A 26,140-nucleotide genomic window follows, 5' to 3' on the forward strand; every position below is an offset into this window, starting at 1 on the left:
AGGTGCGGGGTGCGCGAGGTGGTGCGCGGGCGGTGCGGTCACCGATCTTGACGGATCGTCAGGTGCGGTGCGAAGGGCGGTGGTTCAGGAAAAAGTCGCAGTGCTGGTGCTGGTGCCGGTGCTGCCGTGCAGGCGGTGCGAGGCGGCGCGGTCGATCTTGCCGCCGGCGGTGCGGGCCAGGTCCGGGACGACGGTCAGTCGGCTCGGGACGAGGTGTTCGGGCAGGAACTCCCGCAGGTGGCGCAGGAGTTCCTCGGGGCTGAGCGGGGCCTCGGCGGCTGTGGCCCGGCCGCGCGGGACGACGTAGGCGACCAGTGCGGTGCGTCCGGCCAGGGTGGTGGCGGTGACCGCGGCCAGGCCCACCCGGGGGTGGGCGCCGAGCGCGGTCTCCACCTCGGTCGGGTCGACCCGGATGCCGCGGATCTTGACCTCGTGGTCGATCCGTCCGCGGTGCGTCAGCACCCCGTCCGGGGCCCGGGAGACCCGGTCGCCGGTGCGGAACCAGCGCCGCCCGTCCCGTTCGACGAAGCGTTCCGCGGTGGTCTCCGGCAGGCCGGGGTAGCCGGACGCCAGGGCCGGGCCGCCGATCAGCAACTCTCCCTCGGTGGTCAGCAGTTCATCGACGTGCGGCAGGGCGCGGCCGATCGGCGCGCGTTCGGCCGCCGCCCACGGACGGCCCGGCTCCGGGGTGTCGGGGCCGAGCAGGTCCACCGCGTGGGTGATCAGGGTGGTCTCGGTGCAGCCGTAGGTGTTCAGCAGCCGGATCCGGCCGCTGTCCGCCAATCGGCTCCAGTCCGCCAGCCTGGCCGGATCCGCGGCCTCGCCGCCGATCACCACCAGCCGCAGGCAGGACGGCAGTCGGGCGTCCGGGCCGTCCTCCGCGAGGTGCAGCACCAGTTCGTGCCAGAACGCGGTGGGCAGGTCCAGCACGGTGACGCCGCGCCGCTTCACCGCCCGCAGCAGCCGGGGGAAGGAGGCCGAGTGCGCCTCCGGCTCGAACACCAGCCGGGCGCCGGAGGTCAGGGTCGGAAGGATCTCCTCGAAGCAGGTGTCCCAGTTCAGCGAGGCGAACTGCAGCACCCGGTCCTCGGGCGTCACCCCGAACAGCCCGCGCAGCGACCCGACCACCGCCGAGACCGCTCCGCGCGGCGTCAGCACCGGCTTCGGCTGCCCGGTCGACCCGGAGGTGAACAGCAGGTACGCCGGGTCCGTCGGCTCGACGGTCACCGCTTCCGGTGACTCCCGCTCCCCACCTGCCGGTTCGCCCACCGGCGCGACGTGCGGGAGCCCGAGCGCCGCCGCCTGCCCGGCCGCCCCCACCAACGCGGTGCAGCGGGCCGCCGCGACCATCCGGCGCTGCCGCTCCAGCGGGAAGGCCGGATCCAGCGGGACGTACGTGCCACCCGCCGCGAGGACGCCCAGCAGGGCGACCACGGTCTCCGGCGCGTGCCCGGCCGACACCGCGACCGGGCCCGGACGGTCACCCAGCGCAGCCGCCAATTGGTGTGCGGAGAGCGCGAGTTGACGGTAGCTGAGAGTGCTTGTGGGGGACTCGGCCGCGATCCGTTCGGGCCACCGGAGAGCGGTATCCGCGAACGCGTCGAACAGGTCGGAACCCGGTTGGTTGACGCCGCCGTTCTTTGACATGCCCGCTCCAAGAAAATGCCCAGAGGTGCCCGTCCGTGCTTCGGCGAACCCGGACTCTACCCCCCGTGATCCGGGCCCACAATGGCTGCTGGGCGGGATATCCGGGGGAGCCGTGATCGACCCGTGAACGCCACCCGCCCACCCCTTGATCACGTTCAGTGATCGGCTGGACGTGCGCCGCTGCGGCCCTCCCGGGCGGCCCGGCCTTCTCGTCGCGAGAGCCGCCGTGCCGGGAACGACGTTTCGTCGGCGAATCGGTGCGGCTTTCCGGCGGCGGGGCGGAAGTGCGCGCGGAAACCGACGCACGCGATACCGGACCCGACCGATCACGCTTGCTTGGCGTCCGAACCGACTTTCCCCGGCCCGGCCCCGAACGCCGCATTCCCGGAACGGTCGGCCGCCCCCCGAAAGCGTCCGGGGCACCGAGCCCCCACCGGCCCCGGAGTCCGCCGCTCCGCCGCCGCCCGCCCCCGCCCGCCGTCCGGCCCGGGCCGCCCGTGGTGACGCGGCGTGACGGGCGACAGTAACATCCCTTGAATGAAGACCACCGTGCTGCTGGTCGATGCCGCCGTCCTCGGCTCCACCGGCGCCGCCCTGCTGCTCGGCCCCCGCGCCCTGCGCGCACCCGCCCTGCGCGCACCCACCCGGCCCGCACCCGCCCGATCCGCTCCCGCCCGCCCCGCACCCCGGCCGGAGCTGCTGCTGGCGGCGGTGACCGCACTCATCTACTTCAACCAACTCCTCTGCTCCGCCTACCTGCTGCGGGTGCACGGCGGGGACGCCGGGTACGTCACCCGCTACCTGCCGCCCGGCTGGTTCGCCGAGCCGACCGGCCACCCGGCCGTCCGGGCGCTGGCCGCGCACCTGCCGCGGCCCGGGCTGTTCGCGCCGACCGTGCTGCGCGTGCAGGCCTTCCTGGAGCTGCCGTTCGTGCTGCTCGCCTACGCGACCGTGCTGCACCGCCTCAGCCCCGCCCTGCTGCGCCGCGTCCTCGGCTCACCCGCCCTGGTGTGGACGACCGCCGCCTCGTACACCCTGGTGTTCTCCGTCGTCGAATGGGCGCTGCGCAATCCGTGGACCCTCCAGGACGTGGCGATCCGGACGCTGGCGGCCCTGGTCACCGCACCCTTGCTGCTCCGCACCGCCCGCCGCGCCCCCGGGGCGGAACGGCGCCCCGGCCCCCTCGGGCTGCTGCGCTTCGCCGCCGAACTGTGGGCCGTCGGTACGCTCGTGATGGTCGTCTACGACACCGCGCTGCTCTACAACCTCCGCCACCTGTCCGGCCGTTGGCCCGAGGCCGCGCTCGCCCTGGCCGTCCTCGCCGCCACCGCGCACGACCGCCGCCCCGCCACCCCTGGCCCCACCGCCCCCGGCCCCGGCATCGCCGCACTCACCGTCCTGCTGCACCGGACGCTGGTGCTGTTCCTGCCCCCGGCCCTCGCCGTCCGCTACGGCCTCGGCTACGCGCACCCCCAACTCTCCGCCGCCGCAGCCCTGCTGGTGGCCCTGGCCGCCCTCGCCGACCGCCGCGTCCGCGCGGCCGCCCTCCCGCTCGCCCTCGCCTGCGCCACCGGCCTGGCCGCGGCCTGGCTCGCCCTGCACCTGCGCCACGACACCTACCCCGAGAGCGGTCTGCTCCGCGCCATGGTCGCCCTCCCCGTCGCGGCCACCCTGCTCCTGGCCTTCACCGACCGCCCCGTCCGGACGGCACCCGCCTGACGGCACCCGCCCGACCGCGCCGTACGCAAGGAGTTCGGTGCCGCGGGCGCCGGTCCGGTCGGATGGCACCGCGACGGGGCCCTCGGCCACCGGAGTTCGTCCGCCCCGCCCGCAACGCCCGCCGGGCGGGGCTCAGTTGCGGGCCAGGTCCGCGTCGTCGTCGACCTCGCCGAGGTCCAGCGGGGTCGGGCCCGGGCCGTCGCGGAGCAGGTCGGTGAGCAGGGAGGCCAGGTTGTGCGGGCGGATGACCTGGTCGGTGGCCGCCAACTCCGCGACGCTCCACCAGTGGTGGCCGAACCTGGCCTCGCCGGGGTCGACCCGGACGGCGGCGGTCTCGGCGGCGGTGAGGCGCAGCAGCCGGTACTCCTCCCACTGCCGGAAGGGGCGGCCGTCGAAGGTGAATCTGGTGGCGCGGGTCATGACCGGCGGGCCGAGGCGTTCGGCGGGCAGGTCGAGCCCGGTCTCCTCGCGCAACTCCCGGGCGGCGGCGGCCGACGGGTCCTCGCCCTCCTCCGTACCGCCGCCGACGGTGAACCACCAGCGCCCGCTCCCAGGCCGCGGGTCGCGGGAGCGGAACAGCAGCAGACGGTCCCGGTCGTCGAGCAGCAGGACGCGCGAGGTGTGCCGCACAGGGCGCCGGGCGTCCTCGGAGTGCGCCGTCACGGCCCGATCCTAGGCCGCCGTTCCTCCGGGGAACGGGACGCACGATCCTCGAGCGGCTTCCGGCTCAGGCCACGCTGCCGACCTGTGCGCGGCGCGGCCGCGGGACCAGCTCACCACCGCAGTTGGGGCACACGTGCCGCATGGCCTCGCTGCAGGCCGGACAGAAGGTGCACTCGTACGAACAGATCCGGGCCGCCGCCTCCGGAGGCAGCTCCGCGGCCCCGCACTTCTCGCAGTGGTCGCGCATCTCCAGAGCCATCGTTCTCTCCTAGGGATTCGGGCATCCGCCGACGGCCGGACACGCGCCCATCCTCCGCAAGGTGATCTTGAGCAACAAGCAGCACCGTTGACAGATCCCCGCAAGATCCTGCCACGGGCCGCCCCTCCACCCGGAGACCCGGAGGGGGGACGGCCGATCGCGACGGGACCGGAACCGCCGGCCGTCGCCGGGCGCCGCCGTCAGTCGACGACCTCCCAGGTCTCGTGCATCGAGGTGACGGTGCCGCTGCCGTCGGTGCTGTAGATGAAGAGCGGGCCGCACAGCAGGCCGGCCGGCCGGTTGTCCGGGTCGGGGATGTCGAAGCAGGGCTTGCGGGTCTTCGCGTACTCGGCGAAGGACACCTTCTGCGCGGTGTAGCGCGGGAAGCCCGTCTTGTTGTCGCTGGGCTTCACGAACATGGTCACCGAGGCGTCGGCGGCGACCTTGAAGGTGGTCCCCGGGCCGGAGGTGTCCAACCGCAGGCCGTACTGGCTGCACTCGGTCTTCACCTTGGTGCCCTTGATCTGGCTGCCCGCCGCCGAGGTGACCAGCAGCACCTGGTGCGTCTTGTAGTACGCGGCGCAGCCCGCAGTGTCCATGCTGGCCTTCTCGAACGCGGCCTCGTCGGAGGGGCTGACCGCCTGTCCGTCGACCGGCGCGGCGGCAGCGGGCTCGGACGCGGCACCGCTCGCGGTACCACTCGCGGGGGCGGACGGGGCGGACGCGGTGGCAGAGCCGGCTGCGGCAGCGACGGTGGTGGTGGTCGAGCCACTGCCCGAGCCGGTGCCCGAGCTGTCGTCCGGACCGCACCCGGTGGCGGTCAGGGCGACGGTCAGCAGACCTGCGGCGGCAGCGAGTCGACGGTTGCGCGTGCTCAAGGAATCCCCCCGTGGGACAGCGGTGACGGTGACGACGGTCGGAGAACATACCAACCCGCCCGGGAGACCGGGGAATCGCCACCGCGAGCCCCGGCGGCCCCCCATCGCGCGCGTCCCGGATCCGTCCTCAGCGCCCGAACGCCGCCTCCACCGGCGGGTACGCGGACGGCGCGGCCGACGGCCCGGCGAGCGGCACGGCGGGCCGGGCGGCGGGCGAGCGCAGGTAGGTGGCGTACAGCGCCAGCACGGCCAGGACGTGCACGGGGGCCACCAACTCCTGCACCGTCAGCGCGAGGAACGGGGAGTCGCTCCCCAAGAAGGCCTCCGCGTACAGTTCCTGGACCAGGCTCTCGGCGAGGAACGCACCGAACGCGATCGCGCCCAGCCGCAGCGCCGTCACCCAACTGCCGCACAGCAGACGCCAGGAGGCGCGCAGCCCGCCGCCCTCCAGGAACACGGCCGCGGGCAGCGGCGCGGTCACCAGGCCGCCGAACGCCGCCAGCAGCAGCACCAGGACCACCGGACCCCGGTACAGGTCGAAGGCCACCACCGGGTAGAGGGCCAGCAGCAGTTGGGCCAGCACCGGCACCGACAGCAGCGACGACCACAGCGCCATCCGGCCCAACTGCCGCGGCGGCACCCGCAGTACGGCCGCGAACAGCGGTCCGAGGGCCAGCAGCCGCATCGCCAGGCCGTACTCGCACGCCAGCAGCAGGGCCTCCAGGACGATGTGCACCGCGCGCGTCCACGGGTACGGCGGCACCACGTACACGACCAGCTCGACGACAACCAGCCGGACCGCCGTCAACACCGCCACCACCGCCAGCAGTTGCCACCCGCAGGCCCGGGCGCGCTCCGCGACGGTCCCCCACCAGCTCGCGCCGCCCGGGCGCGCCCCCTCGATCATCATGGGGGGAGGGTAGCGGAGACCGGCCGGGCGGGCGCGCGGGTTCCACCGCTACGGGGCGTGCACGATCTGGACCGGGTCGCCGCAGGTGTCGGCGAAGGCCGCGGCGGCCGGAGGCCCTCCGGCGTCAGTCCTCCGGCGTCCGGCCGAAGGCGTGCTGCAGGACGTCGGCGAGGTCGTCCGGGGCGAGTTCGGCGCGCAGCCGGGCGAGGACCGGAGGGTACTGCCCGTCGTCGATGCCGCCGCCGTACTCGTCGCGCAGCTCCTTGACCAGGGCGACGATCTCGGGGCGCAGCCGCATCCAGGCCCGGGAGGTCTCGATCTCCCGCTCGACCTGCTCCAGGTACCAGCGCAGCACCGGCACCGGGATGTCGAGGTGCTCGGCGCCGTCGGGGGAGCAGGTGCACACCGCGGGCTCCCGGGCCGGGTCCTCGTCGGGGACGATCGCCGGCATCAGGGTGGTGCGTCCGCTCGGGAGGTGGTCGAACTCCAGGTACCAGGCGTCGTCGGGGACGGAGTACAGCGTGGTGATCTCGAACTCGCCGGAGGGGTGCGGGACGGCCATGCGACCCGATGGTGCCAGAGCGCCCCGCGGGCGCGGCGGGCCGGGTCAGGACGGCAGGCGGGCGGCGAGGGCGTCGAGCAGCAGGTCGAGGGCGAGGGGGTAGGCGCTGCGCCGCATGTCGGCGGCGAGCAGGTCGGCGGTGGCGGCGATGTGCGGGTGGGTGTCGGGGGAGAGGCCGCGGTAGGCGGTGTCCCAGACGCCGCTGTCGGCGTGCTGGGCGGGGGCGGGCAGGGCGAGCGCGGCGGAGTCGAGGACGGCGAAGCCCAGCGCCTGGTCGATGAAGGCGTGGTAGAGGCTGACCGCGTCGGGGTCGGGGAACCCGGCCTCGCGGAGTATCCCGAGCATGGTCTCGATGGCGCGGATCTCGTTGGCCCGGCCGGTGGTGCGGTACGCGGCGAGGACGGCGGCCTGCGGGTGGGCCAGCGAGCGGGCGTGGATGCGCAGTCCGACCTCGCGCAGGTCGGCGCGCCAGGCGCCGGTGGGCCGCCAGCCGTCCAGGCCGAGGCCGATGAGTTCGTCGGCGACGGCGAGCAGCAGGTCGTCGGTGCTGTGGAAGTACCGGTAGATCGCGCTGGGGTCGGCGCCGAGCGCCAGGCCCAGGCGGCGGACGGTGAAGGCCTGGGCGCCGTGCTGGCCGACCAGCCGCAGCGCGGTGTCGACGATGACCTGTTCGGAGAGCACGGTGCCCTGCTTGGTGGGGCGTCGGCGGCGGCGCGCGGTCTCGGGGACGACGCGGTCGGAGCGCTCGGGGCGGTCGGGGCGGTCGGTCATGGGCCGTGAGCCTAGGCCATCCGCCCTTACGACAACAGCATTGACGTTCTACGGGGGCGGGGGTTTCATGGCGTCCCTACCGGCGGTCACCCCGCCGGTGGCCCCCACCCGGCGCGCCGAGCCCGCGACGCCCGCCGGCGACCAGTGCACCCCCCGCGCCACCGCTCCGGCGCATCCCTCACCCGGCGCCCGCCCGCGGGCGTCCCCCCACGACACCTCTCGGCGGTGATCCTTTGGCAACGACGGTCAAGGACCGGGGCCTCGTCCCCGACGGCGGTTCCGGCGGCGGCTCCCCCGCGGGCCCGGACGCGATGCGCAGGTCGGTCGGCGTCGGCGCGGCGGTGGTGATCGCCGCGTCCAGCACGGCCGCCACCACCTCGATCGGCATCGGCCTGGGCCTGATGGCGGGCGTGGTCGGCCTGCACCTGCCCGCCATCATGCTGCTGGCCTTCCTGCCGGTGCTCGGCATCGCCTGCGGCTACGGGCAGCTCAACCGGGTCGAACCGGACGCGGGCAGCTCGTACCGCTGGGTCGGCAAGGCGCTCAACCCGTGGCTGGGCTTCCTGACCGGCTGGGTCAACATCGTCACCACCGTCGTCTTCATGGCGTACACCACCACCGTCACCGGCTCGGCGATCATCCAGCTGGCCGGGACGGCGGGCCTGCACGCGCTGCCCGGCGTGCGGCTGGACCCGGACTCCAGCTTCCAGTGCACGCTGATCGGCATGCTGGTGCTGCTCACCGCGACGGTGGTCGCCGTCCGCGGCCTGGACCTCGCCGCCAAGCTGCAGAAGTACCTGCTGGTCTTCGAGTACGCGGTGCTGATCGGGTTCTGCGGCTACGGCCTGTTCGCCGGGGACCAGCCGTTCAGCCTGTCCTGGTACGACCCGTTCGAGATCCCGTCGACGGCGGCGCTGGCCCAGGGCATGGTGCTCGCGGTGTTCTGCTACTGGGGCTTCGAGTCGGTGTTCAGCGTCGGCGAGGAGGTGCGCGACCCGAAGGACGCCACCCGCGGCGGCTTCCTGTCGCTGCTGCTGATGCTCGGACTGTTCCTGTTCGCGGGCACCGCCTTCCAGCGGGTGCTGCCGATCGACGAACTCGCCGACCACGGTGCCACCGGCCTGGCGTACTTCGCCGACAGGCTCGCCGACCAGCCGCTGGCCGCCCTGCCGCTGGTCGCGCTGACCTTCTCCGCCGCCGCCTCGCTGCAGGCCGCGGTCATCCCGACCGCCCGCGGCACCTACGCGATGGGCCGCGACGGCACCCTCGGCAAGGTCTGGACGCGGCTGCACCCGCGCCACCGCACCCCCGCCGCCGGGACGTGGCTGATCACCGGCATCGCGCTGGCGCTGGCCGGACTGGCGCTGGCCATCCCGACCGTCACCGAACTGATCGCGGCCACCGTCAACGCCATCGGCATCGTGGTCGCCCTCTACTACGCGCTGGTCGCCGTCGCCTCCGCGGTGCGCTTCCGGCACCTGCTGCGCGAGAACCTCCTCGAGGGTCTCAAGGCGGTGGTCGCCCCGCTGCTGGGCGCGGTCGTGCTGCTGCTGGTCGGCGGCTACCTCGCCTGGACCTTCTACGACTCCACCGACCACTTCGAACTGACCGCCTACAACGGCTGGTTCGAGCTGACCGTCCCCGTCCTGATGATCGCCTCCGGCCTGGCCGCCGCGGCCTGGTCGTGCTGGGTCCGCCGCTCGCCGTACTTCACCGGCGCCACCGACCGGGCCGGCGCCGACACCGGGGCGGAACCCGCCACCGCAGCCTGACGTACCGTCAACTCCCGTACCCCGCAACGAAAACGGAGCACCACCCATGAACCGTGCCGACCTGGTCTTCACCGGCGGGCCGATCCACACCGGCGACGCCGCCCGCACCCGGGCGAGCGCGCTGGCCGTCACCGGCGAGCGGATCACCGCGGTGGGTCACGACGAGGTACGGGAGTTGATCGGCCCCGGCACCGAAGTCGTCGACCTGCACGGCAAGTTGCTGATCCCCGGCTTCCAGGACGCCCACGTGCACGCCGTCTACGGCGGCATCGAGATGGCCGCCTGCGACCTCACCGGCACCGTCACCGTCGCCGACTACCTGGCCCGGATCGCCGAGTACGCCGCCGCCCACCCCGACAGGGAGTGGATCACCGGCGGCGGCTGGTCGATGGAGAGCTTCGACGGCGGCCTGCCCACCCGGCAACTGCTCGACTCCGTCGTCCCCGACCGCCCGGTCCTCCTCTCCAACCGCGACCACCACGGCGCCTGGGCCAACACCCGCGCCCTCGAACTCGCCGGACTCACCCGCGACACCCCCGACCCCGTCGACGGCCGGATCGAGCGCGAGGCCGACGGCACCCCCAGCGGCGTGCTCCAGGAGGGCGCCGTCGGCCTGGTCGGCCGACACGCCCCCGACCCCACCGCCGCCGACCGCCTCGACGGCCTGCTGCGCGCCCAGACGATGCTGCACTCGCTCGGCATCACCGCCTGGCAGGACGCCCTGCTCGGCGAGTTCGGCGGCAATCCCGACCCGTCCGACACCTACCTCACCGCCGCCCAGGACGGCACCCTCACCGCCCGGGTGGTCGGCGCCCTGTGGTGGGACCGCGAGCGCGGCGCCGAACAGATCCCCGAACTCGTCGCCCGCCGCGCCAGGTTCAGCCACGGCCGGTTCCGGGCGAGCTCGATCAAGATCATGCAGGACGGCATCGCCGAGAACTTCACCGCCGCCCTCACCGCCCCCTACCTGGACGGCTGCGGCTGCGCCACCGGCAACAGCGGCCTCAGCTTCGTCGACCCGGCCGCCCTCGAGGAGCACGTCACCGCCCTCGACGCGCTCGACTTCCAGGTGCACTTCCACGCCCTCGGCGACCGCGCCGTCCGCGAGGCCCTGGACGCGGTCGAGGCCGCGATCGCCGCCAACGGCCGCCGCGGCAACCGCCACCACCTCGCCCACCTCCAGGTCGTCCACCCCGACGACCTCGCCCGGTTCGCCGCGCTCGGCGCGATCGCCAACATCCAGCCGCTGTGGGCCGCCCACGAACCGCAGATGGACGAACTCACCATCCCCTTCCTCGGCCCCGAACGCGCCACCTGGCAGTACCCGTTCGGCGCCCTGCAGCGCACCGGCGCCACCCTCGCCGCGGGCAGCGACTGGCCGGTCTCCAGCCCCGTCCCGATCGACGGCCTCCACGTCGCCGTCAACCGCCGCGAACCCGGCGCCGCCCCCGACACCCCGGTCTTCCTGCCCGAACAGCGCCTCGACCTGGCCACCGCCCTCGCCGCCTACACCGCGGGCACCGCCCACCTCAACCACCTCGACGACACCGGCGTCCTGCGCCCCGGCAACCTAGCCGACCTCGTCGTCCTCGACCGCGACCCCTTCGCCGCCCCCACCGAGGAGATCGCCGCCACCCGCGTCCTGCGCACCTACGTCGGAGGACGGGCCGTGCACGCGACCGAGTGAGAGACCCGTCAGAGAGCCTCGCCAGGGAGCCCCGTCAGGGGCTCGGGGAACGGCGAGTCCGAGCTGCTGGCGGCCGGAGCCCACCGAAGGTCCGTGCTGCTTCGGGCCGCCTGAACAGAACCCGAAGCAACGGCACGCACCGGCAGTGCACCGTGAGCAGCCCCGAGCCCGCCGTTCCCCGGGCCCCTGGTGGTGCACGCGCGTGTGCCCGACAGTTCCCCGTCCCGGAAAACCCTTCGCACACCTGTCGCACGGACGTGATAGGAATCTCGATCCGGGGCGTGCCACGCGCGCGCCCCGACGGGAACGCACAGCACTTCGGAGGGGACCCGGCAATGGGACTGTTCGCACGGCTGCTCGGCCGCAGCGACACCGGTGGCGACCGCGCGGCGGCCGCGGACGCGCGGCCCGCCGCGGGCGCGCAGGGGCGCCCCCGGATCGACCCGGCGTTCGGCGACGCCGAACTGGCCAAGCTGCGCGCCTTCGTCGGGGTCGGCTCCTGGCCCGCCGCCCGGGCGATCCTCGACACCGCCGACGGCCAGGAGGACCTGACGCTGATGGTCGAGGCCGTCGCCGACGTCCCGGGCGCCGAGGTGCTGGTCGGCAAGGCGCTGGAGGCGAACCCGGACGACCCGCTGCTGCAACTGGTGCAGGGCGCCCGGCACGTCGCCTGGGCCTGGGAGGCGCGCACCTCCGGCCGGTCCAGGGACGTCACCGAGGAGCAGTGGAAGACCTTCCACGCCCGGCTGGAGAGCGCCGAGGAGCACCTCTACCGGGCCGCCGAGCTCGACCCGGCCCTGCTCGGCCCCTGGTACTTCCTGCAGCGCAGCGGCCGCGGCGCCTCCCTCGACAAGGAGGCCGCCCGCCACCGCTTCGAGGCCGCGCTGCGCCGCAGCCCCGGCCACCTCGCCTCGCACCGCCAGCGCCTGCAGCAGCTGTGCGAGAAGTGGCAGGGCTCGCACGAGCAGATGCACGCCTTCGCCCGCCGCGCGATGCTCGCCGCCCCCGAGGGCAGCCCGCACGGCGAGCTGGTCGCCCGCGCGCACATCGAGCACTGGCTCGCGCTGCCCCCGGAGGAGGACGCCGCGTACATCGGCCAGGAGCACGTCCGGGCCGAACTGCACGAGGCCGCCGACCGCTCGGTGCGGCACCCCGACTACGTCCGCGCCCGGGACTGGGTGGTCACCCACAACGAGTTCGCGATGGCGTTCGCGCTCTCCGGGCAGCCCGCCGCCGCGCACCTGCTCCTCACCGAACTCGGCGACCTCGCCACCGAACTGCCCTGGGCCTACTGGGGCGACCCGGCTGAGGTGTACCAGCGCACCCGCCTGCAGTGCGCCGGACGCTGACCCCGCCCCGCCGTACCGGACCCCGCCGTACCGGACCCCGCCCCGCAGTGCCGAGCCCCGCCGCACCGGCCCCCGCCCCGACCGACCTCCGCCCGCACCAGCCGAAGGACCAGCCCCGGTGACCCCCAACGACCCCAGCGCGCACACCTTCCAGGTGGACCTGCGCGGCCTGGTCGACCTGCTCTCCCACCACCTGTACTCCAGCCCCCGCGTCTACCTGCGCGAACTGCTGCAGAACGCGGTCGACGCGATCACCGCCCGGCAGGCCCTCGACCCGGCCGCGCCCGCCGCGATCACCGTCACCGCGGGCGACGCCTTCTCGGTCTCCGACACCGGCGTCGGCCTCACCGAGGCGGACGTGCACACCTTCCTCGCCACCATCGGCCGCAGCTCCAAGCGGACCGCCGAAGGAGACCTGGACGCCGGCCAACTCGCCGACGCCCGATCCGAGTTCATCGGCCAGTTCGGCATCGGCCTGCTCGCCTGCTTCGTCGTCGCGGACGAGATCACCGTCACCACCCGCTCCGCCCGCACCCCCGACGCGCCGGTGGTCGAGTGGCGCGGCCGCTCCGACGGCCGCTACACCATCACCACGCTGCCCGCCGGGGCCCGCCCCGAGCCCGGCACCACCGTCACCCTCACCCCGCGCACCGACGCCGAGGAGTGGACCTCCCCCCGCCGCGTCCTCGAACTCGCCCGCCACTACGGCAGCCTGCTGCGCCACCAGGTCACCGTGGTCGACGGCGCCGGGCGCGCCACGCAGGTCAACGACACCCCCGCGCCGTGGGCCCGCCGCTACGGCAACCCCGCCGCCCGGCGCGAGGCGCTCACCGCGCACTGCCGCGACACCTTCGACTTCACCCCGCTCGACACCATCGACCTGGACCTGCCGCTGGTCGGCCTCAGCGGCGTCGCCTACGTGCTGCCCGAGGCCGTCCCGCCGTCCCGCCGGGCCGGGCACCGGGTCCACCTCAAGGGCATGCTGCTCTCCGACCAGGCCGACGAACTGCTGCCCGAGTGGGCGTTCTTCGTGCGCTGCGTGGTCGACGCCGAGCGGCTGCGCCCCACCGCCTCCCGCGAGGCGCTGTACGCGGACGAGACGCTCGCCGCCGTCCGCGACGCGCTCGGCCTGCGGATCCGCGACTGGCTGACCGACCTGTCCGCCAGCGACCCGGGCCTGCTGCACCGCTTCCTGTCGGTGCACCACCTGGCCGTCAAGTCGCTGGCCCGGCACGACGACCAGCTGCTGCGGATGCTGCTGCCCTGGCTGCCGTTCGAGACCACCGACGGCAACGTCACGCTGGACGAGTTCGCCCGCGCCCACCCGGTCGTCCTGGTCACCCGCACCGTCGAGGAGTTCCGCCAGGTCGCCCCGATCGCGGGCGCCGCGGGCCTGGGCGTCATCAACGGCGGCTACACCTACGACCGCGACCTGGTGCACCGGCTGCCCGAGATCCGCACCGGCATCACCGTCGCCGACCTCGACCCGGCCACCGTCACCGCGCACCTCGACAACGTCGACCCGGCCACCGAACTGGCCGCCGCCGCGTTCCTCGCCACCGCCCGCGAGGTGCTCGGCCGCTTCGACTGCGACGTCGCGCTGCGCACCTTCCACCCCAGCAGCGCCCCCGCCCTGCTGCTCGACGACCGGGAAGCCCGGCACGAACGCACCCGCACCCAACTCGCCGACCAGGCCGACGGGTTGTGGGCCGACATCCTCGGCTCGCTGGGCAGCTCCGCGCCCCGCGCCCAACTCGTCCTCAACCACCTCAACCCGCTGGTGCGCCGGGCCGCCGGGATCCGGCACCGCGAGCTGGCGGTCACCACCGTCGAGGCGCTGTACGGCCAGGCCCTGCTGCTCACCCGCCGCCCGCTGAAGGCCAGCGAGTCCGCGCTGCTGAACCGCTCCTTCCTGGCCCTGCTCGACCACGCCACGCTCGGCCACGAGCCCGCCGCGCAGAACCCGCCCGCCACGCCGCCCCAGGAGTCGTGATGCTCGACACCATCGACGCCGTCCGCGCCGCCCTGCGCGACAACGACCAGCTCCCGTACGGCCGCCAGCGCACCGTCACCGCCGAGGAACTCGTCGACGCCGCCGAGCAGTTCGACGACCCCGAACTGCTCGCCGTCGCCCTGCTGGAGCTGACCGAGGCCTACGAGTACGACGCCGAGCAGCGCAAGCTGCCGGTGGCCTTCGCCCGGATCGCCAAGCTCCGCAAGGAGCACCCCGACAGCTTCGGCGACTGGGAGAACCACGCCACCGACTGGCGCTACAAGTGGGTCGCCAGCGCACTGCTGAGCGTCCCCGAGGTGCCGCTGGAGGCGGTCCGCCGCTGGCACGGCGAACTGCGCAGCCACTACCTCGCCCAGGGCCACGACCTGCAGCCCTACTACGCCCGGCAGTACCGGCTCGCCGCGCACACCGGCGAGGGCGTGCAGGACGCCTTCGAGCTGTGGGCGACCCGCTGGCGCTCCCGCTACAGCGACTGCCAGGCCTGCGAACTGCGCGACCAGGCCCTGCACTTCGTCGACCTCGGGGACGACGAGCGGGCCCTGGAGATCTGGCAGCCGGTGTTCTCCGGCGAGCGTTCCTGCTCCGAGGAGCCGCACGTCAGCCGGGCCCTCGCGCTGCTGCCGCTGCTGCGCACCGGCCGGGTCGAGGAGGCCCGCTCCGCGCACCTGACCGGCTACCGCTGGGCCCGCGGCCGCTCCGGCGCCGCCCGGGTGATCGGCCTGCACCTGGAGTTCTGCGCGCTCACCCGCAACGAGCCGCGCGGCCTGGAGATCCTCGCCGAGAACCGCGACCTCTTCGACCGGCACGGCGACCCGCTCTCCCGGCTGCACTTCCTCACCGGCGCCCAACTCCTGCTCGGCCGCCTGGTCGAGGACGGCCACGGCGACGTCCCGGTGGCCGGGCCGCCCGGTGCGCACCGCACCGCCGCCCAGCTCCACGCCGAACTGCGCACCGAGGGCGACGAGTTGGCGGCCCGCTTCGACGCCCGCAACGGCACCGGTGCGGTCGGCGGGGCCCGCCGCGCCCGGCTGGCCCGCACCCCGCTGTTCGCCGAGCCGATGCCGCTGGGCCTGCGCGCCGCCGCCCCCGCCGACACCCCGCTCCCGGCCCCCGCCGCAGCCCCGTCCGGCAGCCCGGAGGAGCCCGTCGACCTTGTCGAACTCGTCGCCAAGGCCCGCGAGTTGAGCAACACCAACCACCCCGACGCGCTCCTGCACTGGAACCGGATCGGCGCCCTGATCGAGGCTCCCGACCACCGCCACCCCGAGGACGCCGAGCAGAGCGGCCTCGGCCCGCTGGCCCAGCTCCGGGCCGAACTCGCCCTGGAACGGGCCTTCGACGAGCGGCTGCCCGAGGCCGAGGCCGACGCGCTGTACGCCCAGGCCGCCGAACTGTTCGAGCAGGCCGGGCTGACCGCCCGCGCCCTCGGCGCCCGGGCCCGCCGACTCGGCCCCCACGGCGACCGGCCCGGCGACCTCCGGCAGATCCGCGAGATCCGCGACCGGCTTGCCGAACTCGCCGCCGCCGGAGCCCCGTTCGGCGGCCGCGAACTGGTCGCCGTCCTGCAGCTGCAGGCCAACGCCGAGATGCGCGCCGTCTTCGCGGCCGCCGCCGAGGGCGGCCCCGACGGCCCCGGCCCGGACCCGGCCGCCCTCGCCGAGGCCGAGGCCACCCTCGAGCTGCTCCACACCGAGGCCGGCCGGTACGGCTTCCCGCACCGCCAGGCCAACGCCCGCCTGCTGGGCGCCCGGGCCCGCTTCCTGGCCGGCCGCCACCAGCAGGGCGGCGACGCGGCCGCCGAGGCCGACCGGATGATCGCCGAGGCCGAGGAACTGGTCGGGCAGGCCGCCGCCCCCTGGCGGCTCGCCCACGTCCACGGCCAGCGCGGCGAACTCGCCCTGTACAACGGCGACCTGAAGACCGCCGAGGAGTACCTCCAGCGGGCCGCCGCCGTGGTCGCCCAGTACGGCGACCGCTCCACCGGCGCCGCCCGGGTGCACGACGGCCTCGGCCGCACCTACCTCGGCCTGGGCCGCCCGGCCGAGGCCGCGGCCGCGTTCACCGAGTCCGCCGCCCGCTACGACCGCCTCGGCGAGGCCGACGACGCCGCCTCCGCGCGCGTCATGCTCGGCCAGGCGCTGTGCAGCGCCGGTCGCGCCGACGACGGCGTCGCCGTCCTGGAGTCCGTGCTGCTGGAGCCCGGGTTCGCCGAACTCGACGTCCGCGAGCAGGCCCAGGCCCGGCTGACCCTGGCCCGCGGCCTGCGCGAGATCGGCGAACCCCGGGCCGCCGCCGAGGAGTACCTGCTGCTCGCCGACCGGGTCGCCGGGTTCGAGGAGAAGCACATCCTCACCATGGTCGCCGCCGAGGCCGCCGCCACCCTCGCCGCCGCCGAGCAGTGGCCCGCCGCCGACCTGGCCCGGCAGCGCGCCCTCGACAGCCACCGCACCGCCCCGCACCCCGACGCCGTCTTCGACATGCTGCTGCGCCAGGCCCGCCACACCGCCGACCGGCACGGCCCCGAGCACCCCGAAGCCGCCGAACAGGCCCTGGCCCGGCTCGACGAGGCCGCCGAGGTGGCGCGCACCGCCGCGGCCGAGGACCAGGACTTCGCCAGCGGCTGCCCCGAGGGCACCCTGCACGACACCCGCGCCCGCACCCTGAGCAGCCTGGGCCGCAACGAGGAGGCGCTGGCCGAGATGGAGCGGGCCGTCGCCGCGTTCGCCGCCTACGGTCCCGGCGCGCACCACGGACAGGCCGAGTCGATCCGGGTCGCCGCCCTGCTGGAGGCCAACCGCCTCGACCGCCCCGACGCCGCCCGGGCCCGCCTGGACGCCGCCGTCGCGATGTTCCGCGCCGCCGGTGACCCCGAGGCCGCCGAGCCGCTCGTCCAGCTCCGCGCCCACCTCGGCCGCCACTGACCGAGCCCGCCGCGCACGCCGACGGCCCGCCGGGGGAACCACCCCCGGCGGGCCGTCGACCCGTGCCTCCTCCGAGCTACTTCAGGTGCAGCACCGAAGCCTCGAAGGCCCGGAACGCCCCCTCCTGCTTCCACTCCAGCGCCGCCTTCGGGCTGGCCGCCAGCAGCGCCGCGCACTTCGGCGTCGGGTTCTCCGCCCCCAGTGTCCGCCCCTGGCACTCCGGCACCGGCTTGAAGCCGTCGCGGTCCCGCCACAGGCTGCGGCCCGCCACGAAGCCGTACTCCAGCGAGTTGCGCGCCAGGTCCTTCAGCTCGGGATAGCCCAGGCCGTAGGTCCGCGCCGCCCGCACGTACTCGTGGGTGATGTCGATCCGCTCCACCCCCGGGTCGTCGGTGGCCAGCGCCGTCGGCACCCCGTACGCGCGGTACAGCGGGAACGGGTGCTGCTGCCCCTCCACCTGGAGGATCTGCGCGTTGGAGGTCAGCGGCACCTCGACCAGCACCTTGCGCTCGGCCAGGGTGCGCAGCAGCTCCGCCGAGTCGTCCTCGTGGGTGACGTCCACGCCGTGCCCGATCCGCTCGGCGTGGCCGGTCAGCACGGCCTGCCGGATGTGGAAGGCCAGGTCCGCGGGCTTCACCAGCCCGGGCACCAACTCGCCCGCGTGCAGGGAGACGTGGGCCTTCGGGTAGAGCGGACGCAGGAAGTCCAGCATCTCCATCTGGAGCTGGTAGTTGTCCAGCGAGGACTGGTAGTCCTCCGGCTGCACCAGGTTCACCGCGACGAACCGCTCGTCCTGCGAGGCCAGTTCCATGCCCAGCAGCAACTGCGCGAACACCCGCGCCGGGGTGGACGCCCGGGAGGCCTGGGACTGCACCCGCACCGTCACCGAGCAGCCCGGCCGAGCCTGCGCGGTGCCGCACCGCTCGGTGGCCTGGTACTCGGCCAGCGCGGTGTCCAGGTCGGTGCGGGCCCCGTCCACCAGCGCCTGCATCCGGCCGTCCGCCAGCAGCTTCTGCCGCAGCGCCGCGAAGTCGGGGTCGAAGCCGACCTCGCCGGCCAGCTTCGCCACCCCGACCGAGGACGGGGTCAGCATGGTCTCCAGGTAGCTCTGGTGCTGCGCCGCCATGGTGTCGGTCACCTCGGCGAGCATGGTGCCCGGGTGGCGCCAGCTGGCCTCGCCGAACTTGCCGAAGGTGGCGAAGAAGTGGTCGTGGCCGGACTCCGGCCCCGGCGCGAAGTCCTGCATCGACCAGGCCCGGATCACCTGGGTGCGGAAATCGCCCTCCGCCAGCGCGTCCTCCGCCGGGCGCAGGGTGCCCTGGCAGGGGCCGGTCGCCGAGGTGAAGGTCACCGAGTCGATGCACAGGCCGTCCTGCGCGGCCAGCTTGATCAGCAGCTCGGTGGAGACCGCGCCGGAGAGGTGGTTGTGCAGGTCGCCGCCCTTGGGCATCGCCCGCAGGAAGGCGTCCAGGCGCGCCGGGTCCTGCCGGATGCCGTCCAGCACTCCGGAGACGGCTTCCTCGGTCGAACGGGGCCCGGGCCGGTCGGCGGCACCGGCGGCGGGGGCGAGCGGCAGCAGCAGGGCCGTGCAGGCGACGAGGGCTGCTGAGGCGGTACGGCGTAGCGACATCATGATCGCCATGCTGACGGACCGTCAGCCGCCGTACCCCGCAACGCCGTTCATGCCACGGGCGCGTCATCCGAAAGAGTGCCGCCGCACCGGGACGGCCCTGCGACGATCGGATCGTGCTACTTGCCGCCCGGCGCCCGTTGCCGCCCGCTACTTGCCACTGCGGCTTGCTACTTGCGCAGGGACTTGCCCGCGGCCCGCTCGGCCTTCACCTTCGCGGCCTTCTCCGCCGCCGCCTGCACCCGCTGCGTCTCCTTGCGCACCTCGGCCTGGAGCGCGCGCTCGCGGCGCAGCCACTCCGGGTCCTCCTCGCGCAGCGCGTCGATCTGCTCGGTGGTCAGCGCCTCGGTGATCCCGGCCCGGTTCAGACCGGTGACCGAGATGCCGAGCCGGGCGGCCACCACCTGCCGCGGGTGCGGCCCGTTGCGCCGCAGGTCGGCCAGCCACTGCGGCGGCTCGGCCTGCATCGCGTTGAGCTCGTCGCGGGAGACGACGCCCGCCTGGAACTCGGCGGGGGTCGCCGCCAGGTAGATCCCCAGCTTCTTGGCCGCGGTCGCGGGCTTCATGGTCTGGGAGGTCTTGGGCTTGGGCGTAGTCATACGACAAGGGTATAGGGAACGAGCCCCCGCCCAGCTCACGGCCGTCCCGCCGTCCGCGCCCGCCGCCTGTCGCCCCCCCTCCGGTACCGCCGCGCACCCTGCCGTCTCCGGCCCGCCACCGCCCCGGCCTTCCCGGCCTCCGCCGCCGCGCACCCTGCCGCTCCGGGCCCGGCCCCGTGCCCCGGCCGCTCGCGGTCGCCGCGCCCCCCGCCCAGCTCACGGCTGTCCCGCCGCCCGCGCCCGCTAGCCTGGAGCCCGTGACCGAGACCGAGAACCAGCCGTCCCCCGCCTCCTTCCGCCTGGTGTACGTGCCCGGGGTGACGCCCACCAAGTGGCTGCGGGTGTGGGGGGAGCGGCTGCCGGACGTCCCGCTCGAACTGCTGCAGTCGACGCCCGCCGACGGGCACGCCCTGCTGCTGTCCGGCGGCGCGGACGCCGGGCTGGTCCGGCTGCCGGTGGACCGGGCGGTGCTGAGCGCGATCCCGCTGTACACCGAGACCACCGTCGTGGTGTTCCCGAAGGACCACTGGCTGGCCGCCGCCGAGGAGGTCACCGTCGCCGACCTCGCCGAGGAGATCGTCTTCCACCCGCAGGACGACACCCTCGACTGGTCCGAGCTGCCCGGCCGCCCCGCCTTCGAACGGCCCGCCACCACCGGCGACGCGATCGAACTGGTCGCCGCCAACGTCGGCGTGCTGGCCGTCCCGCAGTCGCTGGCCCGGCTGCACCACCGCCGCGACCTGACCTACCGCCCCCTGCTCGACGTCCCGCAGTCGCAGGTCGCCCTCGCCTGGCCGGAGGAGGCCACCACCGACCTGGTCGAGGAGTTCATCGGCATCGTCCGCGGCCGCACCGCCAACAGCTCCCGCGGCCGCACCGCCGCCGCCGAGGAGCAGCGCCGCCCGTCCGCGAAGAAGCCCGCCCGCCCGCAGCCCAAGGGCCAGCCCGGGGCCCAGTCCCAGCAGCGCGCCGGCCAGGGCGGCAAGCCCAAGCCCAAGCCGGGCTCGCGCACCGGCGGCGCCCGCACCGCCCAGCCCAAGCGCAGCGGCGGCGGCGGACGCAAGAAGTAGCCCCCTGCCCGGTCACCGGCCGCCCGTGGCACGGACGAAGGGAGCGAACCGGGACGGCATCCGTCCGGTCCGGGCGTCGAGGGCGCTCACCCTGCCCACGTGGGTCGAGACGACGGCGATGCCGTTCCACAGGACGGGCACGGTGCCGCCCCCGGGGCCTAGGTGCCGCTTCCAGCGCCGGGCGCCGGTGGCCAGGTCGACGGCGCACAGGTAGTGCACGTCCCGGCCGGAGACGGTCCAGCCCGAGGTGCCGCTGAGGGCGACGGCCGAGGCGTCGCCGGGGTCGGTCGAGTGCCAGCGGATCTCGCCGTCGGCCGCGTCGACGGCGTAGCAGCCCGTCCGGCGCGACCTCCTGGTGCCGAAGTACACGGTGTCGCCCAGCACCGAGACGCTCTCCCGGACGAGCCCGTCGTAGGCCCGGGCCCACAGCACCTCGCCGTCCTCCGCGGCGTGCGCGAACAGCGTCGACTGGACGGCGGCGTAGACGACCCCGCCCGCGACGCACGGGGTGTTGGACATGCCCACCCAAGTGCTGTCGCTCTTCACCCGCCACAGGCGGTCGCCCGTGGCGGCGTCGAACGCGCTCAGGTCGCCGACGTCACTGGTGTGGAAGATCCGCCCGTCGGCGAGGGCGGGATGGGTGGAGGAACAGTCGAAGACCCTGGACCTCCAGAGCGGTTCGCCGCTGGCGAGGTCCGAGGCGAACAGGCTCGAGGGGTTGGCGCCGCGGTGGTACATCCAGGCGGAGTCCACCCCGTACAGCACACCGTCGTCGGCCACGAGCCGTATCCGACCCCGGTGGTGGTCGCGCCAGCGCTCCCGGCCGTCCTCGGCGTCGAGCGCGTACAGCCCTCCCTCGTCGTCGGTGACGCAGACGACGCCGTCGCTGACCACGGGGGGTGCGAAGTCCATCCGTTTGCCGATCGTGGTGCTCCAGCGCACGGTTCCCGTCACCGCGGACAGGGCGTAGCAGACGCCGTCCTGGGAGCAGACGTACACCGTGCCGTCGCAGACGCTCGGCGACTGGAGGTCCCGGTGCCTTCCGGTCCGGAACTGCCAGGGCCGGAAGTCCGGGGGGAGCGCCCCCTCGGGGTAGACCCCGTTCCGGGTCGGCCCGCCCTGCAGCATCGTCCTCGAACCTGCCATCGTCCCTCGCGTCCCGGCCGCCGCGTGCGGCGGGTTCCCGTGCGGCGGTCCGTGCGCGACAGCACTGCGCCGAGGTCCTTCCCGCAGCCTCCGCGTAGGCTGCCCCGCCGCCCGGGGAACAAACCGGGACCGGCGGGCCGGACGCAGGCGCCCGCGTCAGCGCGGTCAAGTCCGGCCGGTCCGGCGGGAACTGACGCCGAGCAGCACCGAGCGGCCCCGCGGTCCGCGCGGGTCGGACGGGTCGGACGGGCGGGGTGCCTCCGTTCCCGGGGCCGGGAGTCCACGCCGTTCCCGCGCTCGGGGCGGTGTGGCCCGCATGATGGTCGGCGGGCATCCTTGCCGTACCGACCGAGGGGAAGAACCACATGGTGCACGCACGGGCCGGTCAGCCGGCGCAGCCGCAGGACCTGATCGACGTCGCCCGCCTGGTGACGGACTACTACGCACTGCAGCCGGATCCGGAGGACGTCGCCCAGCGCGTCGCCTTCGGCACCTCCGGCCACCGGGGGTCGGCGCTGCGCGCCGCCTTCAACGAGGACCACATCGCGGCCACCGCGCAGGCGATCTGCGACTACCGGGCCGAACAGGGCACCACCGGGCCGCTGTTCCTCGGCATCGACACCCACGCGCTCTCCGCGCCCGCCCGGGCCACCACGCTGGAGGTGCTGGCCGCCAACGGCGTCACCGTGCTGCTGGACACCGCCGACGGCTACACGCCGACCCCGGCGGTCTCGCACGCGATCCTGACCCACAACCGCAGCCGCCCCGCCGCCCTCGCCGACGGCATCGTGGTGACGCCCTCGCACAACCCGCCCGCCGACGGCGGCTTCAAGTACAACCCGCCGCACGGCGGCCCGGCCGACTCCACCGCCACCGGCTGGATCGAGCGCCGCGCCAACGCCCTGCTCGCCGCGGGCCTGGAGGGCGTCCGCCGCGTCCCGTACGCCCGGGCGCTGGCCGCCGACACCACCGGCCGCTACGACTTCCTAGGTGCCTACGTCGACGACCTGCCCGCCGCGGTGAACCTGGACGCCGTCCGCGACGCGGGCCTGCGGATCGGCGCCGACCCGCTCGGCGGCGCCTCGGTCGCCTACTGGGGCCGGATCGCCGAGACCCACCGCCTCGACCTCACCGTGGTCAACCCGCTCACCGACCCGACCTGGCGGTTCATGACCCTGGACTGGGACGGCAAGATCCGGATGGACTGCTCCTCCCCGTACGCGATGGCCTCGCTGATCGACAAGCGCGACGCGTACGCGCTGGCCACCGGCAACGACGCCGACGCCGACCGGCACGGCATCGTCACCCCCGACGGCGGCCTGATGAACCCCAACCACTACCTGGCCGTGGCCATCGACTACCTGTACCGCCACCGCGAGGGCTGGCCCGCGGCGGCGGCCGTCGGCAAGACCCTGGTCTCCTCCTCGATGATCGACCGGGTGGTGGCCGGGCTCGGCCGCGAGCTGCTCGAAGTCCCGGTCGGCTTCAAGTGGTTCGTCGACGGCCTGCTGAACGGGACGGTCGCCTTCGGCGGCGAGGAGTCCGCGGGCGCCTCCTTCCTGCGCCGCGACGGCTCCCCGTGGAGCACCGACAAGGACGGCATCCTGCTGGCCCTGCTCGCCTCCGAGATCACCGCCGTCACCGGCAGCACGCCCTCCGCGCTGTACCGCGAGCTGGTCGCCCGCCACGGCGACCCGGTCTACGCCCGGGTCGACGCCCCCGCCGACCGCGCCCAGAAGGCCGCGCTGGCCGCCCTGGACGCCGACCAGGTCACCGCCGACACCCTCGCGGGCGAGCCGATCACCGCCGTCCTCACCCACGCCCCCGGCAACGGCGCCGCGATCGGCGGCCTCAAGGTCACCACCGAGAACGCCTGGTTCGCCGCCCGCCCCTCCGGCACCGAGGACGTCTACAAGATCTACGCCGAGAGCTTCCGCGGCGAGGACCACCTCGCCGAGGTCCAGTCCGCCGCCCGCGACCTGGTCACCGAGGTCCTCGCCAAGGCCTGAACCCCGCCCCCTCCTGCCGCACCCCTCCGGTCCGCCGATCGGAGGGGTGTTGCATTGTGGTGCACTCTGTTCGAAGATGTTCGGTGTATCGGCTCACCCCTCCTGCCCCCGAGCCGCGACCCGAACCACGAGGAGTGTGCCGCCGTGCACAAGACGGTGACCGAACTGGCCGACGGCCGCGAACTGATCTACTACGACGAGCAGCCCGTCCTGCGCGAGGCGCCCGACCGGCGGCCGCTGGAACCGGCCGCGAGCGTCTCCGAGGTGCGGGTCGACCCGTTCACCGGCGACGCGGTCACCATCGCCGCGCACCGCCAGGCCCGCACCTACCACCCGCCGGCCGACGAGTGCCCGCTGTGCCCGTCGCGGGAGGGGCGGCTCAGCGAGATCCCGGCCGCGGACTACCAGGTCGCGGTGTTCGAGAACCGCTTCCCGTCGCTCGCCGACTCCTCCGCCGCCCACGTCGCCCCCTGGTCGGACGGCCCGTACGCGCTGACCCCGGGCACCGGCCGCTGCGAGGTGGTCTGCTTCACCTCCGACCACCGGGCGTCCTTCGCCGACCTGTCCGAGCAGCGCGCCCGCCTGGTGCTGGACGCCTGGACCGACCGCACCGCCGAGCTGTACGCCCGCCCGGGCGTCCGGCAGGTGTACTGCTTCGAGAACCGCGGCGCCGAGATCGGCGTCACCCTCGGCCACCCGCACGGCCAGATCTACGCCTTCCCGTTCACCACCCCGCGCACCGCCCTCGCCCTGGACCGCGCCGCCGCCCACCTCGCCGCGACCGGCCGCAACCTGTACGACGACGTGCTGGCCGCCGAGCGCGCCACCGCGGGCAAGCCGGACTCCCGGGTGGTGCTGGCGGGCGAGCACTGGACGGCCTTCGTACCGTTCGCCGCCCGCTGGCCGTACGAGGTGCACCTCTACCCCAACCGCCGGGTCGCCGACCTGACCGCCCTGGACGCCGACGCCCGCGCCGAGTTCCCGCGGGTCTACCTCGACCTGCTGCGCCGCTTCGACCGGCTCTTCCCCGCACCGGCCCCGTACATCGCCGCCTGGCACCAGGCGCCCCGGCCCGCCGCCACCGAACTCGCCCTGCACCTGGAGCTGTTCACGCTGCGCCGCACCGCCGATAAGCTCAAGTACCTGGCGGGTACCGAGTCCGGCATGGGGGCGTTCATGAACGACGTCCGCCCCGAGACCGCGGCCCGCACCCTGCGCGAGCTGTAGGCCCCAGCGAAAGAGGACCCGCCCGGCAGGCTCTGCCGGGCGGGTCCTCTTTCGTCGCCGGAGGCCTACGCGACCCGGTGCGCGCCCTGCGAGGGCACCGCCGGGAAGGCCTGCGGCTCGCCGAACCCGGCCGCCGCGAACGCCTCGCGCACCGCCCGCTCGACCTGCTCCAGCCGGTCGGTGTCGACCAGGGCGAGCACCGAGCCGCCGAAGCCGCCGCCCATCATCCGGGCGCCCAGCGCGCCCGCCGCGTTGGCGGCGGCCACCGCCAGGTCGGTCTCCGGGCAGGAGACCCGGTAGTCGTCGCGCAGCGAGGCGTGCCCGGCGGTCAGCACCGGGCCCAGCGCCCGCGGGTCGCCCGCGTCGAGCAGCGCCACGGCGTCCAGCACCCGCCGGTCCTCGGTGACCACGTGCCGCAGCAGCGGCCGCAGTTCGGCGGGCAGCCGCTCCTCGGCCGCGGCCAGCCCGTCCGCGTCGACGTCGCGCAGCGCCCGCACCCCGAGCAGCTCGGCGGCCCGCTCGCAGCCCGCCCGCAGGCCCGCGTACGCGCCGTCGCCGAGGTCGTGCTTGACCCGGGTGTCGACCACCAGCAGGGACAGGCCGACCGCGGGCAGGTCCAGCGGCACCTGGCGGCCGGTGAGGGTGCGGGTGTCGAGGAAGTACGCGTGGCCCGCGACGCAGCAGCTGGACGCCATCTGGTCGAGCGCGCCGCACGGCACCCCGACGTAGGCGTTCTCGGCGCGCTGGGCCAGCAGCGCCCGGCCGGGGGCGTCCAGGCCGAGGCCGTACAGCTCGTCCAGGGCGATCGCGGTCGCGCACTCCAGCGCGGCGGACGAGGACAGGCCCGCCCCGGTCGGCACGTCCGAGGAGAACGCCAGGTCGGCGCCGCCCACCGGGTGCCCGGCCTCGGCCAGCGCCCAGAACACGCCCGCCGGGTACGCGGCCCAGCCCGGCACCGAGCCCGGCACCAGTTCGGCGAGCGCGAACTCGGCCACCGAGCCGTCGCCCTGCGCGCTGAACACCCGCACCCGGCCGTCCTCCCGGCGGCGGGCCGCGACCCGGGTGGCGTGCGGCAGCGCGGCGGGCAGCACGTAGCCCTCGTTGTAGTCGGTGTGCTCGCCGATCAGGTTGATCCGGCCGGGAGCGGCCCACACGCCGTCGGGCGAGCCGCCGAAGGCGGAGGCGAAAGAGGCTGCGGCATCGGTGGCGGCATCGGTGGTCATCGGGCGCTCCAGCGGACGTTCACGGACGATCAGGCGATATAGTCAACACATTCAAACACACTGCACCAGACTCGAACAGGGTCG

General features: G+C 74.8%; 20 protein-coding genes. 9 read left to right on the forward strand and 11 right to left on the reverse strand.

Annotated features, from left to right (window positions below; genetic code table 11):
- Positions 1–84: 84 nt before the first annotated feature.
- A complete protein-coding gene (locus ACFY00_RS03245; RefSeq protein WP_388026660.1) occupies positions 85–1,647 on the reverse strand; it encodes an amino acid adenylation domain-containing protein in 1,563 nt (520 codons plus the stop codon).
- A 537-nt stretch (positions 1,648–2,184) separates the two neighbouring features.
- Between ACFY00_RS03245 and ACFY00_RS03250 the strand changes: the two genes are divergently transcribed.
- Positions 2,185–3,366, forward strand: coding sequence for a hypothetical protein (locus tag ACFY00_RS03250; RefSeq protein ID WP_388026661.1), 1,182 nt, complete (start codon positions 2,185–2,187; stop codon positions 3,364–3,366).
- A 132-nt stretch (positions 3,367–3,498) separates the two neighbouring features.
- On the opposite strand, the gene ACFY00_RS03255 is transcribed toward ACFY00_RS03250, so the two are convergent.
- From ACFY00_RS03255 to ACFY00_RS03280, 6 genes are all read right to left on the reverse strand, one after another.
- Complete coding sequence (locus ACFY00_RS03255) at positions 3,499–4,029, reverse strand: NUDIX hydrolase (RefSeq protein ID WP_388026662.1); 531 nt, start codon at positions 4,027–4,029, stop codon at positions 3,499–3,501.
- Positions 4,030–4,093: 64 nt separating this feature from the next.
- On the reverse strand, positions 4,094–4,288 hold the full coding sequence (locus ACFY00_RS03260) for a DUF1272 domain-containing protein (RefSeq protein WP_388026664.1): 195 nt from the start codon (positions 4,286–4,288) through the stop codon (positions 4,094–4,096).
- 200 nt (positions 4,289–4,488) lie between these two features.
- Positions 4,489–5,166, reverse strand: a complete 678-nt coding sequence (locus ACFY00_RS03265; RefSeq protein WP_388026666.1) for a hypothetical protein — start codon at positions 5,164–5,166, stop codon at positions 4,489–4,491.
- Positions 5,167–5,293: 127 nt separating this feature from the next.
- On the reverse strand, positions 5,294–6,076 hold the full coding sequence (locus ACFY00_RS03270; RefSeq protein ID WP_388026667.1) for a hypothetical protein: 783 nt from the start codon (positions 6,074–6,076) through the stop codon (positions 5,294–5,296).
- A 124-nt stretch (positions 6,077–6,200) separates the two neighbouring features.
- On the reverse strand, positions 6,201–6,638 hold the full coding sequence (locus ACFY00_RS03275; protein ID WP_388026668.1) for a hypothetical protein: 438 nt from the start codon (positions 6,636–6,638) through the stop codon (positions 6,201–6,203).
- Positions 6,639–6,683: 45 nt separating this feature from the next.
- The gene (locus ACFY00_RS03280) at positions 6,684–7,409 is read right to left on the reverse strand and encodes a TetR/AcrR family transcriptional regulator (protein ID WP_388026670.1); all 726 of its coding nucleotides are present in this window, start codon (positions 7,407–7,409) and stop codon (positions 6,684–6,686) included.
- Positions 7,410–7,720: 311 nt separating this feature from the next.
- On the opposite strand from ACFY00_RS03280, the gene ACFY00_RS03285 reads away from it, so the two are divergent.
- From ACFY00_RS03285 to ACFY00_RS03305, 5 genes are all read left to right on the forward strand, one after another.
- Entirely contained in the window at positions 7,721–9,181 is a 1,461-nt protein-coding gene (locus tag ACFY00_RS03285) for an APC family permease (protein ID WP_388027347.1), read from the forward strand.
- Between the two features lie 46 nt (positions 9,182–9,227).
- The gene (locus ACFY00_RS03290) at positions 9,228–10,868 is read left to right on the forward strand and encodes an amidohydrolase (RefSeq protein WP_388026672.1); all 1,641 of its coding nucleotides are present in this window, start codon (positions 9,228–9,230) and stop codon (positions 10,866–10,868) included.
- Between the two features lie 335 nt (positions 10,869–11,203).
- On the forward strand, positions 11,204–12,217 hold the full coding sequence (locus ACFY00_RS03295) for a hypothetical protein (RefSeq protein WP_388026673.1): 1,014 nt from the start codon (positions 11,204–11,206) through the stop codon (positions 12,215–12,217).
- 118 nt (positions 12,218–12,335) lie between these two features.
- Positions 12,336–14,210, forward strand: coding sequence for an HSP90 family protein (locus tag ACFY00_RS03300; RefSeq protein WP_388026674.1), 1,875 nt, complete (start codon positions 12,336–12,338; stop codon positions 14,208–14,210).
- Positions 14,210–17,152 carry a tetratricopeptide repeat protein gene (locus tag ACFY00_RS03305; protein ID WP_388026676.1) on the forward strand — a complete coding sequence of 981 codons (2,943 nt, stop codon included), beginning with the start codon at positions 14,210–14,212 and terminating at the stop codon, positions 17,150–17,152. The genes ACFY00_RS03300 and ACFY00_RS03305 overlap by 1 nt, the downstream gene beginning before the upstream one ends.
- A gap of 76 nt (positions 17,153–17,228) precedes the next feature.
- On the opposite strand, the gene ACFY00_RS03310 is transcribed toward ACFY00_RS03305, so the two are convergent.
- Positions 17,229–18,794, reverse strand: coding sequence for an adenosine deaminase (locus ACFY00_RS03310; protein ID WP_388026678.1), 1,566 nt, complete (start codon positions 18,792–18,794; stop codon positions 17,229–17,231).
- A 158-nt stretch (positions 18,795–18,952) separates the two neighbouring features.
- Complete coding sequence (locus ACFY00_RS03315; protein WP_388026679.1) at positions 18,953–19,381, reverse strand: DUF5997 family protein; 429 nt, start codon at positions 19,379–19,381, stop codon at positions 18,953–18,955.
- A gap of 257 nt (positions 19,382–19,638) precedes the next feature.
- On the opposite strand from ACFY00_RS03315, the gene ACFY00_RS03320 reads away from it, so the two are divergent.
- Positions 19,639–20,451: a LysR family substrate-binding domain-containing protein gene (locus ACFY00_RS03320; RefSeq protein ID WP_388026680.1), complete on the forward strand. Its 813-nt coding sequence runs from the start codon at positions 19,639–19,641 to the stop codon at positions 20,449–20,451.
- Between the two features lie 12 nt (positions 20,452–20,463).
- Here the strand turns inward: ACFY00_RS03320 and ACFY00_RS03325 are convergent, their stop codons facing one another.
- Complete coding sequence (locus ACFY00_RS03325) at positions 20,464–21,597, reverse strand: PQQ-binding-like beta-propeller repeat protein (protein WP_388026682.1); 1,134 nt, start codon at positions 21,595–21,597, stop codon at positions 20,464–20,466.
- Positions 21,598–21,962: 365 nt separating this feature from the next.
- On the opposite strand from ACFY00_RS03325, the gene pgm reads away from it, so the two are divergent.
- Complete coding sequence (gene pgm, locus ACFY00_RS03330) at positions 21,963–23,606, forward strand: phosphoglucomutase (alpha-D-glucose-1,6-bisphosphate-dependent) (protein WP_388026684.1); 1,644 nt, start codon at positions 21,963–21,965, stop codon at positions 23,604–23,606.
- Between the two features lie 144 nt (positions 23,607–23,750).
- A complete protein-coding gene (gene galT, locus ACFY00_RS03335) occupies positions 23,751–24,833 on the forward strand; it encodes a galactose-1-phosphate uridylyltransferase (RefSeq protein WP_388026685.1) in 1,083 nt (360 codons plus the stop codon).
- Between the two features lie 65 nt (positions 24,834–24,898).
- On the opposite strand, the gene galK is transcribed toward galT, so the two are convergent.
- Positions 24,899–26,056, reverse strand: a complete 1,158-nt coding sequence (gene galK, locus ACFY00_RS03340; protein WP_388026686.1) for a galactokinase — start codon at positions 26,054–26,056, stop codon at positions 24,899–24,901.
- Between the last annotated feature and the right edge of the window lie 84 nt (positions 26,057–26,140).

Source organism: Kitasatospora sp. NPDC001540, from assembly GCF_042894345.1.
Taxonomy (GTDB): Bacteria; Actinomycetota; Actinomycetes; order Streptomycetales; family Streptomycetaceae; genus Kitasatospora; species Kitasatospora phosalacinea_C.

Excerpts from the sequence above, each read along its gene's own strand:
- ACFY00_RS03245 (WP_388026660.1), bottom strand. The coding sequence starts at position 1,647 with ATGTCAAAGAACGGCGGCGTCAACCAACCGGGTTCCGACCTGTTCGAC.
- ACFY00_RS03250 (WP_388026661.1), top strand. The coding sequence starts at position 2,185 with ATGAAGACCACCGTGCTGCTGGTCGATGCCGCCGTCCTCGGCTCCACC.
- ACFY00_RS03260 (WP_388026664.1), bottom strand. The coding sequence starts at position 4,288 with ATGGCTCTGGAGATGCGCGACCACTGCGAGAAGTGCGGGGCCGCGGAG.
- ACFY00_RS03270 (WP_388026667.1), bottom strand. The coding sequence starts at position 6,076 with ATGATGATCGAGGGGGCGCGCCCGGGCGGCGCGAGCTGGTGGGGGACC.
- ACFY00_RS03275 (WP_388026668.1), bottom strand. The coding sequence starts at position 6,638 with ATGGCCGTCCCGCACCCCTCCGGCGAGTTCGAGATCACCACGCTGTAC.
- ACFY00_RS03280 (WP_388026670.1), bottom strand. The coding sequence starts at position 7,409 with ATGACCGACCGCCCCGACCGCCCCGAGCGCTCCGACCGCGTCGTCCCC.
- ACFY00_RS03285 (WP_388027347.1), top strand. The coding sequence starts at position 7,721 with ATGCGCAGGTCGGTCGGCGTCGGCGCGGCGGTGGTGATCGCCGCGTCC.
- ACFY00_RS03290 (WP_388026672.1), top strand. The coding sequence starts at position 9,228 with ATGAACCGTGCCGACCTGGTCTTCACCGGCGGGCCGATCCACACCGGC.
- ACFY00_RS03295 (WP_388026673.1), top strand. The coding sequence starts at position 11,204 with ATGGGACTGTTCGCACGGCTGCTCGGCCGCAGCGACACCGGTGGCGAC.
- ACFY00_RS03305 (WP_388026676.1), top strand. The coding sequence starts at position 14,210 with ATGCTCGACACCATCGACGCCGTCCGCGCCGCCCTGCGCGACAACGAC.
- ACFY00_RS03310 (WP_388026678.1), bottom strand. The coding sequence starts at position 18,794 with ATGGCGATCATGATGTCGCTACGCCGTACCGCCTCAGCAGCCCTCGTC.
- ACFY00_RS03315 (WP_388026679.1), bottom strand. The coding sequence starts at position 19,381 with ATGACTACGCCCAAGCCCAAGACCTCCCAGACCATGAAGCCCGCGACC.
- ACFY00_RS03325 (WP_388026682.1), bottom strand. The coding sequence starts at position 21,597 with ATGGCAGGTTCGAGGACGATGCTGCAGGGCGGGCCGACCCGGAACGGG.
- pgm (WP_388026684.1), top strand. The coding sequence starts at position 21,963 with ATGGTGCACGCACGGGCCGGTCAGCCGGCGCAGCCGCAGGACCTGATC.
- galK (WP_388026686.1), bottom strand. The coding sequence starts at position 26,056 with ATGACCACCGATGCCGCCACCGATGCCGCAGCCTCTTTCGCCTCCGCC.